Here is a 13,408-nt window from a genome sequence, read left to right on the forward strand (position 1 = left end):
CAGGAGACGGAACCAATGGGGCAACTGCTGCGTAGAATCGCGACTTTTCTTGGCTTTATCTCACCGCTGGCTTACGCCTACCCAGCGATAGACGTTCAGCTTGCCAATGAGCGGCAGCTACATCTGGTCGGCAGTATTCATATGGGTAGCAAAGATATGGCGCCGCTGCCCGATACGCTGCTGAAACAGCTCCGGCAGGCGACGGCACTCATCGTCGAAGCCGATATATCCGATTCACATTCCCCCTTCGGACACAGTGACGCCGAGCCACCGCTCGTACAGCGCCTCAGCCCGGAAAACTACCGCCAGTTGCAAAAGATCTGCGAATCGCTCTCTTTCGATGAGAGCAATATCAGTACGCTTCCTGCCTGGCAGGCCGCACTGATGCTGCAAGCGAGACAGGCACAGTTGCTGGGCTTACGCCCCGACTACGGCATCGATTATCAGTTGATTAACGCTGCGAAATCTCACGGTATTCAGGTTATCGAGCTGGAAGGGCAGCAGACGCAGGTTGATTTATTACAACAACTGCCGCAGGGCGGCCTGCTGTTGCTGGAGGATACGATTAAACACTGGCGCACAAACGCCCATTTGCTACAAACGATGGTGGGCTGGTGGCTAGACAGCAGACCCGGCAAATATAAGCCGGATATCCCCGCGACGTTCAGCAATGAAATGACCGACCTGCTGATGGGCCAGCGTAACCGCCGCTGGCAGCAGCAGCTTCAGGAATTGCCACCCGGCAATTACGTTGTGGCCGTAGGCGCACTGCATCTGTATGGCGATGAGAATTTACCCACGCTGCTCAAAAACGGCCATACCGCAACTCCATGAAAAACACATTATGGCGCGTAACCGCGTCCGCAAGATAAAGCCCGCTACAGGGTTAAGGATAGTGAAATCATGACACCCGCAGTCAATCTGCTCGAAAAGAACAAGGTCGCCTTTACGCTACACAGCTACCACCACGACAGCGATGAAACCAACTTTGGAGAAGAAGCGGCCAGAAAGCTGGGACTGAATAAAGAACAGGTGTATAAAACGCTGCTCGTTTCTCTGAATGGTGACGCGAAAAATCTCGCCGTAGCCGTTACGCCAGTCGCCGGCATGCTGGATCTCAAGAAAGTCGCCCGTGCGCTGTCGGCTAAAAAAGCAGATATGGCCGATCCAGTCATCGCTCAGCGTGTCACAGGTTATCTGGTAGGAGGAATCAGCCCACTGGGGCAGAAGAAACTGCTGCCGACCGTGATTGATGAACCGGCACGCCAGTTCGGTACCATTTTCATTTCCGGCGGTAAACGTGGGTTGGATATTGAACTATCGGCAGACGATCTGGCACGCCTGCTGCGCGCCACTTTTGCCGATATCGCCAAGCATGATTAATACTCGTGATTAAATGAGCATAACCTGCCTGACGATGTAGTATCAAAACGAAGCAGATAGCAGAGGACTCCACGGCCAGTGTGTCCCCTGCTACCGCTTCATATACTCGTCATACTTCAAGTTTCATGTGCGTTGGCTGCACTCAGTCACCCGAATCACTTACTTGAGTAAGCTCATCGGGATTCCTTCCCTTGCCGCCTTCCCGAAACTCGAATTATTTAGGGTATAATCGATTACTGATCGACTTTCGCCCCTTTATCCAACTGCATCACCGGGCCTTCTTTCACATTCAGCGCCAGGCCTTTGGTCTGCAATTCCGCATTTCTTACGCGAATACCTTTATCCGCATCAATGCGCACATTATCAAAGTGGAAACCACTGAGTGGGGCTTCCGGTACGCCGATAATATACGCGGCGGCCTTGGTCTTACCGGTCGACTCCAGATTCTCGATCGTCACATTGCTGAAATGCGGCGTCTTGTACTGATCAAACGGCTGCTCTGGATCGGTATCCGGCGGATAAATTTGCTCACCCATCGTGAAGCCGCCTTCGGCCAGCATCTTGTCTACTTCAGCCTGCACAATCGGCGCAGCTTTGTAGTAAGCGGCAAAGACCAGCGGGATTTCAACATCCACCATTTTGGTATTACGGTAAGTGATGTTTTTCACTTCGCCGCCTTTACCACGCAGGGTTTTAATGCGGATACCGTACATGGAACCTTCGAACTGGTTATTTTCAACCAGCACGTTATTCACGCCACCGGAGGTTTCGCTGCCGATAGAGATGCCGCGCCCCTGCTTCAGGATATTGTTGGCGATATAGATGTTATCCACGACGCCATTCGGGAAGCGGCTATCCGGCTTCTCGGCTTTTATCGCGATGTGGTCGTCATTACAGTCGATATAGTTGTTGGTAATACGAATATTCTGGCTGTCGATCGGGTCGATAGCATCGGTATTTGGCGCATGCCACGGCGACAGAATCCGAGTACCATTCACATCCACATCATGCGAGTAACGCATCACAACGTGGAAACTCGGGGAATGCGTGAGCGTGACGCCATCCACCAGCACATTACTAGAGCTTTTGATATAAATCAGACGGGGGCGATCGGTTCCGCCTTTCTTTCCGGTTGCACGGATATTCTCACGCCAGCGCTCCCACCAGACGGCACCCTGCCCATCAATCGTGCCCTGACCTGTAATAGCCACGTTCTGCGCATCGGCAATACTGATAAAGGGAAGCCAACCATTTTCCGCTTCAGCGTACTTGGTTTGTTCCGTCGCGCGATACGCCGCGACTTCAGTCGATGCGACAATCGTCGCATCTTTTGCCAGATCCAGTCTGATGTTACTTTTCAGGAACAGCGGATCGACCAGATAGTTACCGCGCGGTACGTGCACCGTTCCGCCGCCGGCCGCAGCGCAATCATCAATCGCTTTCTGGAAGGCTTGGGTATTCAGTGCGATCTGTAGGCGGTGGCCCTCGGCCCCGTATTGCGTGACGTCACAGATTTTATCTGGGAATTTTACGGCACTGGCCGCTTGTGCCGAACCAGCCTGAATACCCAACGTGATGCAGGAAGCCATTAATGACAGAGCAAGACCACTACGCATACTTAACCCCACTAAATAATGAAATATCGTTTTAATAAAATACCACCAACATTCCATTAAAAAGTAAGAGACGATCACGTTTTAGATGTATTCGTAATAATTACAATAAGGTAGGATTTTTTTCGTGCAATTGCACGATTCCCATCTTGTGAATGTACCTATGGCAGAGGCCACCCTTGTCAGGCCGCACGTCGCGTAAGCAGATCAAGAGATAGGATCAGGGGAATGGTGCTGGCCTGAACGACCAGCACAGAGAAGATAAATAGTGTCATGCCGTCAGGCGAGCGAAAGCATCACGGATTTCCTGTTCAGGTAAATCCACACCGATAAACACCAGCACGCTCTTTCTTTCTTCATCAGCGTGCCATTCTCTGTCCCAGTCAGCGCTATACAAGCGCTGAACGCCCTGAAACAGCAGGCGGCGGTCATCACCGTTGATGGCCAGAATGCCTTTATAGCGCAGCAGATTATCGGAGAATTGCAGCAGCAGGTTTTCCATCACATCGGAAACAGACTGAAGCTCAACCGCCTTATCGAGATACACAACGATCGATTGCACGTTATTCTGCGCGGGGGCAACAAAGCGGAATACGGGCGTTTTCACGTCCAGCTTATCGCTAAGGACAAAGCCGTCGATGTTAAACAGCACGCTCAGATCGATATCGCCATGGACGACAGGGTAGATCGGTGCACGCGCATTAATGCGCTGAAGACGCGGTAGCAGCGTTTCGTCTTCGCTTGCCACATCGGTTTTGGTCAGCAGTATCCGGTCGGCATAGCCAATCTGCGACTGCGCGATGGTGAACTGATCGAGCTGCTGCTGCGCATGTACTGCATCCACCAGCGTGATAATCCCGTCCAGAACAAAGCGTTCACAGATAACGTCATGCGAGAAGAAGGTCTGCGCCACCGGCCCCGGATCGGCCATACCGGTGCATTCAATGATGACATGATCAAAATCCAACGTGCCGTTATCCACGCCATCAATCAGATCGAGCAGCGCATCGGCCAGTTCATTGGACTGCGTACAGCAGATGCAGCCGTTGCTCAGCGTCGTAATCTGGCTGGCCCGTTCACCGATTAACGTATTATCAATCGGGACTTCACCGAATTCGTTTTCAATTACGGCAATCTTGTAGCCGTGCTCAGCATTCAGAATATGCCGTAATAAGGTCGTTTTTCCTGCACCGAGAAACCCGGTCAGAATGGTGACATACACGGGTTTAGTCACATCAGAGGATAAAGGTTGAGTCATAACAGGTCCCAAGTCGTTAACAGCAGCGCATCCCGCCTTTGCCGTCTCCGCCGTAACGCGCCTGCTGGCGTTCACGGAAGAATTCTTCGTACGTCATCGCAGGTTTATCCGGGTGATTAGTCTGCATATGCTGCACATAGGTATCATAATCTGGCATACCGACCAGCATACGCGCCGCCTGGCCCAAATATTTTCCTGCTTTTCCCAGATTGCCAAACATCATTACCTCCAGACCATCGCCTGCAATAGCGGCTAGATAAAAAATACCCTGTATAACGTTATACATTATACAGGGTATCTGTACCCGTCATCTTTCACGTTCAGCCTTGCTAGCTGTCTCGCAAAATCTGACGGGCGCGAGTCACTTAGTGGCCGGAAGAAACTTTAACGCCACCTTCAGGAACCGGAACATACGGCGTTTCCTGATCGGTACGTTCAGCCACTTTACGTGCAGCCAGTGCCGCTTTAATACCGTACGCAATAATGCTGTACACCACGATCAGGAACAGAATGCTCAGACCGGCGTTGGTATAGTTGTTAGTCACGATATGGTTCATGTTCGCAATCTGCTGCGCGCTCAGCTCGGCACCGCCTTGCGCAATTTTGCCCTTGAACATGTTCGCCATGTAGAAGAAGCCTTCCAACTGCGGATTGTCGCTGAACAGTTTCAGCCCCAGCGCCCAGGTAGTACAGATCAGCAGCCAAATCGCCGGAAGCAGCGTGACCCAGATGTACTGCGTACGTTTCATCTTAATCAGGATAACCGTACCCAGAATCAGCGCCACGGCAGCCAGCATCTGGTTAGAGATACCAAACAATGGCCACAGGCTCTTCACGCCGCCCAGTGGATCAACCACGCCTTGATACAGCAGGTAGCCCCACAGACCAACGCAGCCCGCCGTACCGATCATACCGGCAACCAGGGAGTCGGTTTTCTTCAGGAACGGAACGAAGTTACCCAACAGGTCTTGCAGCATGAAACGGCCCGCACGCGTACCCGCATCCAGTGCCGTCAGAATGAACAGCGCTTCAAACAGAATACCGAAATGATACCAGAAGCCCATGTTGGCACCAGGAATGATCTGGTGGAACACGTGTGCGATCCCCACAGCCAGCGTTGGTGCACCGCCTGCACGGTTCAGAACGGAAGGTTCACCGATGTCTTTCGCCGTTTGCAGAATCTGCTCAGGAGAAATCACGAAACCCCAAGAGCTCACGGTCGCCGCCGCGTGTGCGGATACGTCCTGCAGTTGTGCCAGAATCATCGGCGCATCTGCTGTGCCCAGACGATGCAGATCCGGCATCGTAATACCCAACGCCGCCGGCGGAGTATTCATCGCGAAGTACAGACCCGGTTCGATGATAGACGCCGCAACCAGCGCCATTACTGCCACGAAAGACTCCATCAGCATGGCACCGTAACCGATGAAACGCGCATCGTTTTCGTTAGCCATCAATTTCGGCGTAGTACCGGAAGCAATCAACGCGTGGAAACCAGACACCGCGCCACAGGCAATCGTAATAAACAGGAATGGGAACAGCGTACCTTTCCAGACCGGACCGGTACCATCCACAAACTGCGTTACCGCTGGCATTTTCAGATCGGGATTCAGAATCACGATACCAATCGCCAGACCGACGATGACACCAATTTTCAGGAAGGTCGCCAGATAGTCACGCGGCGCCAGAATCAACCATACTGGCAGCAGTGCGGACACGAAGGCATAACCAATCAGGGTATAGGTGATGGTAGTATCTTTGAAGGTCAGCGCCGGGCCCCAGTACGGGTCGTGCGCCACTACGCCACCAAACCAGATTGCCAGCACCAGCAATACGATCCCGATCACCGAGATTTCACCGACTTTACCTGGACGGATAAAGCGCATGTAGACGCCCATAAACAGCGCGATCGGCACCGTAGAACACACGGTAAAGACGCCCCACGGACTTTCTGCCAACGCTTTCACCACGATCAGTGCCAGTACGGCAAGAATGATGATCATGATAAGGAAGCAGCCGAACAGCGCAATCGTACCCGGTACCGGGCCTAATTCCTTCTTAACGATTTCGCCTAACGACGCGCCATTACGACGGGTCGAAATAAACAGCACCATGAAGTCCTGCACGGCACCGGCCAACACCACGCCGCCCAGCAGCCATAAGGTGCCCGGCAAGTAGCCGACCTGCGCAGCCAGTACCGGCCCAACCAGCGGACCTGCCCCTGCGATAGCGGCAAAGTGGTGCCCGAACAGAACATTACGGTTCGTCGGTACATAGTTAAGGCCGTCGTTATTCACAACGGCAGGGGTTGCTCTGGTCGGATCTAACTGCATGACTTTTTGTGCGATATACAGGCTGTAGTATCGATAAGCCACGAGGTAAACAGCGACAGAAGCAACAATAATCCATAATGCACTAATATGCTCACCGCGACGTAGTGCGACTACGCCGAGGCAAGCAGCCCCGATGATTCCAAGAATCATCCAAGGGATGTGTTTAAGCATGGCGTTGCTCTTCATAAGACATCCTTCAATTAAAAATCATAATCGTTTGATTTTGTTAGCTGTAGAAAAATAAACCCTGGTAATGCGTCGTGCGATAACGCGGGTTATCGCACATTTCGATAAAGGAAAATTTCGATAAATGAAAATAGTGGCGGCACAATACGTCATCGCGTACGCGCGTGGGGCGGGTATTTGGGTAGGCGGCAGAATAGCGAGCTAAGCGGTTAGAATGACGCAGTGAGTGGCTGGGGATAAATTGGGCGGTATAAAACGAAAAGGCCGCGACGTTCGCGGCCAGTAGCGTGTTAATATGATGAATAATTACGGAACCTGATACGCCAGTTTATAATTACCCGCCGTCGCAGTGCGGAATGTCACACTGTCGGTGCGCCAGCGGATTTCCACTTCCGCAGGTGACTGCACTTTCCAGCTTGAGGCATCGTTGACGCTCAGCACCAGTCGGTCAATCGTCGCGACATCTGTCTCTGGATCGGTGATATCCAGTGCGTATGCAAACGCGAGTGAATCCGGCACACCATTATTGGATGAAAACAGCTGCGCCCACTGCGCCGCCGTAATACCGCCAAGCTCGGCTGGCGTCATACCGTCCGCAATCAGTTTCGTTGCACCTGCGATATCGGCTGACAGCGCCCCTACATCAACCCACGCCCCGCTCCGCAACACATGCCAGTTCACCAAGTCCCGCGTCACAGCGACACGCACCTTGCCATTACCCGTCTGCGTTGCTGTTAGCGTGGCAGCATTGATTTTTGCCCATACAGCTGCTGAGATTAGTGATTTTGAAATAGCAATCTGGCCGCTCGGTGTATAACGTGTTTTTACTTTAATAGGTAGGTCAGAAATAAGTTTTACTGGTTTTGAAAACACAGCGGTCGCAGTACTCAGTGTTCCAGTATCTGATGCTCCATATTGGTTAATTTTTTCAACAGTCAACTCTCCGCTAATTTCTGTAAGAGTGCCATTCGTTATGCCATAGTTTTTTCCATCTACATGGAGAATAAACTTACCGCGTGGTGCGAATAATTTAAACTCAGCGATAGTCAAAAACGGCTGTGTTCCATTTTTTGCGGTGATGAGTAATCGATATTTTTTATAATTAGCAACACTTCCAATATCAAAATCTCTAACTGCACCAGCAATATTATTTGTATCATTTACAATCTGGTGTAGATCAGTCCATGTAGTGCCATCATCACTCCCCTGTAATTTCCATGAGTTAGGACTCCCTAACTGGTTTTGAGAACGATTTGTAATCTGATATCGGTTGATCGTCGTTTTATTAGGCAATTCTATTTGTAGCCAATGGGGGTTAGAAGGGAGTGCTTGCCATGATTCATCGGTGCTCCAACAATCAGGTAATGAGCCTTTATTATTTGAACCATCAAATGCAACCCACGGCGCATATGTTGCATTCGATACAGCAAAATTTGATGCGCTAGCGATATAACCTAAAGAAGTTGCATTAGATGTCATTTTGGGGACAACGGAATCAGAATCCTCAGTCTGAGATATATTTATCGCCAGACCATCTGCTTTTATTTCGGCCGAATAAAACTCCCCATCAGGAATTAATTGATAACTTGAACCAGTATAAATACTGGCCATACCATCAAAAACAACCGCACTTGTCGCGTTATAATGTGACTCACTCGATGCATTAAAGTCATCAACAACGTAAGTCTGATTTGCCGCCCCTACTTCTTCTTTCAGCGCATACGCCGCGAGATTAAATTTATTTTGTGGGCTAATGCTAAACGCGTGATTTTGCCCCGCCGTTGCCCCCTGACGATCGGCGACGATATAGCCAGAGCCGCCGCTGCCGGAACCACCAACAGCACTGATAGTGGTTTTTTCACTCACCGGGTTATAGCTCAGCGTTACACCCGCCCCAGCTTCAAGAGAACTATTGATAAGCTGTTTCGTTTTTTGCGTGTAGTCGGTGATGTCCGCTGTGGTGTGAGTATGCCCCACCGCAGCGACACCCATTTGCGCTGGCGTCGGTGAAACATCACCGCTGCCCAGCAGCGATTGGCCAAAGAGCGTGCGGATAGTGGTGCCAGAAATTAATGCATCCTGCTTTGCATTCCAGATTGCTTTTTCATCTGGCGAGGCAAATTTTCTGGTGGCGGTTTCGGTAATCTGATCGGCGGTATAGTCGCCAACTTGTGCAGTTACGACACCGGTACGTCCAAAGACGGAGACAACGCCGGAAACACCGGGTTGCGGTTCGCATTCGTTATTTGAATGACAGCAGGAATGAGGATCAACCTGAATAGGAGGGTGAACGGTACACGTTGATTTTCCTGTACTGTCACAGACGTTGATTTCAATATTGACGCTTTGCATTATGTTGATAACTCCGTTGATAAAGGGCATGGGGAGTATCACTTAATATCCAGAGAGATTATTTTAAAGCACGTTACTAATCTGTTGCCTCTTTTTATATAAAATACAGAAGAAAAAATGGCCGCAAATACGCGGCCATTAGAATATGTCATTGGGTGAATAATTACGGAACCTGATACGCCAGTTTATAATTACCCGCCGTCGCAGTGCGGAATGTCACACTGTCGGTGCGCCAGCGGATTTCCACTTCCGCAGGTGACTGCACTTTCCAGCTTGAGGCATCGTTGACGCTCAGCACCAGACGATCAATCGTCGCAACGTCTGTCACCGGATCGGTAATATCAAGCGCAAACGCAAACGCGAGTGAATCCGGTACGCCGTTATTGGATGAAAACAGCTCCGTCCACTGTGCCGCCGTAATACCGCCAAGCTCGGCTGGCGTCATACCGTCCGCAATCAGTGCTTCTGCGCCTGCGGTATCGGCTGACAGCGCCCCCACATCAACCCACGCCCCGCTCCGCAAGACATGCCAGTTCACCAAGTCCCGCGTCACAGCGACACGCACTTTGCCCTTGCCCGTCTGCGTGGCGGTTAGCGTGGCGGCATTGATTTTTGCCCACGAACCCGCAGAGGCAGATAATAGGGATTTACTGATAACGATTTGTGAATTCGGGAGATACGTCAATTTAATATTGCGCTGATTCTCTGCGTGTACTGAGAACGGAGAAATAGCGGAAAAATCAGAGCCATTAATAGTTCCAGATGATGAAAATCCACGACTAAAGTCAGCCGTTGCAATATTCTCCAGCAATCCATTATTAACCGTATACCATGCATTATCATTGCCATTAATCAGCATGCGGCCATGAGGGAATAATTTAATGTTTTGTATAACAACATAGTTAGTATTTGGGTTTGATTCAGTGATAATAATTCGGTATGACGCATACGCTACTGATGAGGATATTCTGTACTCTCTGATAATCCCAGCGTTACTATTCGTATCATTATTAACAGAATGAAGGGATTCCCATGTAATCCCATCATGACTGCCCTCAAATCGCCATGATCGTGGACTACTGATAACAGATGATAATCGATTCTGGATTGAATAACCGCCGATAGCTTCTGGGTTCGGTAGATCTACCCGCAGCCACTGAGGTTCTTCAGCTGTTGGTCCAACTTCAGAATTCCAAAAACCAGGATTGGTCGACGAAAACGCCATCCACCCAGAATATGCTGGAGTGTATATCGATGATGAAGAAATCGTATATCCGCTCGGAGATACATTTGATTCCATTTCAGGGATAATGGACGTTGTTTCCGTATCATCGATTAATAACGCTTTAGCTCCAGGTTTTATATCTGCAAAATATTCTCCACCTGATTCAACCAATTCGATAACCCCACCCATGTATGGCTGTGCTTGCCCATCAAAAATAACCGCACTCGTCACGTGATAATTTGGCTCACTCGATGCATTAAAATCATCAACAACGTAAGTCTGATTCGCCGCCCCCGCTTCTTCTTTCAGCGCATAAGCCGCGAGATTAAACGTATTTTGTGGACTAATGCTGAACGCATGATTTTGCCCCGCCGTTGCGCCCTGACGATCGGCAACAATATAGCCCGAACCGCCGACGGAACCACCGCCTGCTGCACTGATAATGGTTTTCTCATTCACCGGATTATAACTCAGCGTAACACCCGCGCCGGCTTCCAGCGAGGAATGAATGAGCTGCTTTGTTTTTTGCGTGTAGTCGGTGATGTCCGCTGTGGTGTGAGTATGCCCCACCGCAGCGACACCCATTTGCGCTGGCGTCGGTGAAACATCACCGCTGCCCAGCAGCGATTGGCCAAAGAGCGTGCGGATAGTGGTGCCAGAAACTAGTGCATCCTGCTTTGCATTCCAGATTGCTTTTTCATCCGGCGAGGCAAATTTTCTGGTGGTAGTTTCGGTGATCTGATCGGCGGTATAATCACCCGCTTGTGCCGTTACAACACCGGTACGCCCGAATACGGAGGCAACGCCGGAAACACTGGGTTGCGGTTCGCATTCGTTATTTGAATGACAGCAGGAATGAGGATCAACCTGAATAGGAGGGTGAACGGTACACGTTGATTTTCCTGTACTGTCACAGACGTTGATTTCAATATTGACGCTTTGCATTATGTTGATAACTCCGTTGATAAAAGGCATCAGGAGTATCGATCGTTTGGCAGGGATATTATTTTAATGCACTTTAGTAAAGAAAATTTTTTCAACAAATAAAATCAGCTAATTATATTATTTTACCTCTAATAATTACGTGCTTAATGCAGCAGTATTCCTCAGAAAGGCCTCAGAAAAATGGCGGTTTATGTCACCAGCAAAGAAACAAAAACCGCTTTTATTATTAACTACTTATAAACGATTTCGCCTTTCGTCGCGTAGGCTTCCGCATCCAGCGGAGAATGCTTCTCGATATACTGCTTCAGCACTTCAGCATCGACAAAGCCAGTGTTCACATAGCTCGGCAGATTATCAAGGCGCGGATAACCATCGCCACCCATCGCATTAAAGTTCAGCGTTGCCATACGGTAAACTTTATCTGCCTGCAACGGCTCGCCTTTGATTTTCACGTTCTGTACGCCCTGCCCGTCGGCTGTCAGGCTGACGTTAAGAAATTGCGCATAGGCACCAGAATCCACCTTTTTATTGGCGGCTACGGCCAGATACTTTTCGACGTCGCTGCCTTTCATATCCACATAGACCAACGTGTTGGCAAACGGCTGAACCTTCAGCACATCTTTATAAGTGATATCACCTGATTCAATCGAATCGCGTACGCCACCGCCGCTCATGATGGCAAAATCAGCCCCAGCACGTTCAAGCTGTGCAGACAGCAGCACGTGCGCCAGATTGGTCTGACGGAAACGTACCTGATTGCGATCGCCTTCCAGCTTGCCTTTCACGCTACCGATCTTGATGCCCAACTGCGCCTGCCCTTTTTCCTGGAACGGCGTCAGCATTTTCATAACATCAGAATTCTGCGTGATTTCATGCGTATAGAAAACACGTTCGGTTTTGCCGTCTTTCTCTACCTTTTTCTTCAAGTTGATCGGAATCAACTGATAATGCTCAAGCTTCAACTCACCATTGCGGAATGTGAAATCAGCACGACCGACATATTTACCCCACTCGTGTGCCTGAACAATCCAAGTGCCGTTCTGACGATCGGGTGCACAAGGCGTACCCGGCACATAATCCACCTGCTTTTTATTTTCCTGCGCCATACAGACCGGATCCTGCGAGTGGCCGCCGACAATCATGTCCAGATATCCAGCATGCAAGCTACGTGCCATTTCCACATCACCCAGCGCATTAGAACCATGATTACCGTCGTCATAGTGCCCCATGTGCGTCGCAGCAATAATCACATCCGGCTTTTCGCTCTTACGCAATTGCTCAACAACCTGCTTCGCTTCTGTCGAAGGATTACGGAATTCGATATCGGTAAAATACTCAGGATTGCCTAATTTGGCCGTATCGTCCGTTGTCAGGCCGATAACCGCGATTTTCACACCTTGCTTGTCGAACAGGGCATAGGGCTTAAATAAGCGCTGACTGGTGCTTTTTTGGTAGATATTGGCCGATAACAGCGGGAATTTCGCCCATTTTTCCTGCTGACGCAGGACAGACAGCGGATTATCGAATTCATGGTTGCCGAGTGCCATTGCATCATAGCCGACCATGTTCATACCGCGGAAATCTGGTTCGGCATCCTGCAAATCGGACTCAGGCACACCGGTATTAATATCACCACCGGAAAGCAACAGTACGCTGCCACCTTTACTCGCCACTTCCTGACGAATCTGATCGACCAGCGTTTTTTGCGCGGCCAATCCATATTCACCGTGGTCGTTATGCCAGAAGTGGCCGTGATGGTCATTGGTATGCAAGATAGTGATAGTGTATGTTTTGTCTTTTTCCCAAGCCATTGACATTACAGGTGTTAGCGCGAGCGATACCGCCATCGCACATCCCAGAGCTTTTACTGAAAAGCGCATGATAAATCTCCGTTTATTTTAAAGACCCAGTGGAACCACTAAGAAATTCACCACACAAATTAGCACAGCAAGATGAACAATGCGCGAAGCGCATTCACGCCACCCGTCATCAATGCGCGATAGCCGACAAAATCAGATTAGGTATCGCAGTCAGAGTAATATCACGCTGGCTTGGTGCCGTTGTCATGCTGTCACGAATTCTTGCTAATATGGATACTTCATCGGAATAATCC

General features: G+C 50.0%; 9 protein-coding genes. 2 read left to right on the forward strand and 7 right to left on the reverse strand.

The genetic code is table 11. The features are described 5' to 3' along the window. Window positions 1-15 precede the first annotated feature (15 nt). Both DMB82_RS14850 and ybaK read left to right on the forward strand, forming a co-directional pair. On the forward strand, window positions 16-834 hold the full coding sequence (locus tag DMB82_RS14850) for a TraB/GumN family protein (protein ID WP_116163796.1): 819 nt from the start codon (window positions 16-18) through the stop codon (window positions 832-834). A 69-nt stretch (window positions 835-903) separates the two neighbouring features. Continuing rightward, complete coding sequence (gene ybaK, locus DMB82_RS14855; protein WP_005976136.1) at window positions 904-1,383, forward strand: Cys-tRNA(Pro)/Cys-tRNA(Cys) deacylase YbaK; 480 nt, start codon at window positions 904-906, stop codon at window positions 1,381-1,383. Window positions 1,384-1,616: 233 nt separating this feature from the next. Here ybaK and DMB82_RS14860 read toward each other — a convergent pair whose 3' ends face one another. The 7 genes from DMB82_RS14860 to ushA all read right to left on the reverse strand — a co-directional run bounded on the left by DMB82_RS14860 (window position 1,617) and on the right by ushA (window position 13,175). Next, complete coding sequence (locus tag DMB82_RS14860; protein WP_103970627.1) at window positions 1,617-2,999, reverse strand: glycoside hydrolase family 28 protein; 1,383 nt, start codon at window positions 2,997-2,999, stop codon at window positions 1,617-1,619. Between the two features lie 268 nt (window positions 3,000-3,267). Next, the gene (gene yjiA, locus DMB82_RS14865; protein ID WP_116163804.1) at window positions 3,268-4,254 is read right to left on the reverse strand and encodes a GTPase; all 987 of its coding nucleotides are present in this window, start codon (window positions 4,252-4,254) and stop codon (window positions 3,268-3,270) included. Between the two features lie 16 nt (window positions 4,255-4,270). Next, on the reverse strand, window positions 4,271-4,474 hold the full coding sequence (locus DMB82_RS14870; RefSeq protein WP_005976130.1) for a YbdD/YjiX family protein: 204 nt from the start codon (window positions 4,472-4,474) through the stop codon (window positions 4,271-4,273). Between the two features lie 145 nt (window positions 4,475-4,619). Next, on the reverse strand, window positions 4,620-6,773 hold the full coding sequence (locus DMB82_RS14875; RefSeq protein WP_103970625.1) for a carbon starvation CstA family protein: 2,154 nt from the start codon (window positions 6,771-6,773) through the stop codon (window positions 4,620-4,622). A 306-nt stretch (window positions 6,774-7,079) separates the two neighbouring features. Further along, on the reverse strand, window positions 7,080-9,125 hold the full coding sequence (locus DMB82_RS14880) for a discoidin domain-containing protein (protein WP_228399999.1): 2,046 nt from the start codon (window positions 9,123-9,125) through the stop codon (window positions 7,080-7,082). Window positions 9,126-9,288: 163 nt separating this feature from the next. Continuing rightward, on the reverse strand, window positions 9,289-11,295 hold the full coding sequence (locus tag DMB82_RS14885; protein ID WP_228400000.1) for a discoidin domain-containing protein: 2,007 nt from the start codon (window positions 11,293-11,295) through the stop codon (window positions 9,289-9,291). Between the two features lie 230 nt (window positions 11,296-11,525). After that, window positions 11,526-13,175: a bifunctional UDP-sugar hydrolase/5'-nucleotidase UshA gene (ushA, locus tag DMB82_RS14890; RefSeq protein ID WP_116163810.1), complete on the reverse strand. Its 1,650-nt coding sequence runs from the start codon at window positions 13,173-13,175 to the stop codon at window positions 11,526-11,528. Between the last annotated feature and the right edge of the window lie 233 nt (window positions 13,176-13,408).

It is taken from the genome of Pectobacterium aquaticum (assembly GCF_003382565.3).
Classification (GTDB): domain Bacteria; phylum Pseudomonadota; class Gammaproteobacteria; order Enterobacterales; family Enterobacteriaceae; genus Pectobacterium; species Pectobacterium aquaticum.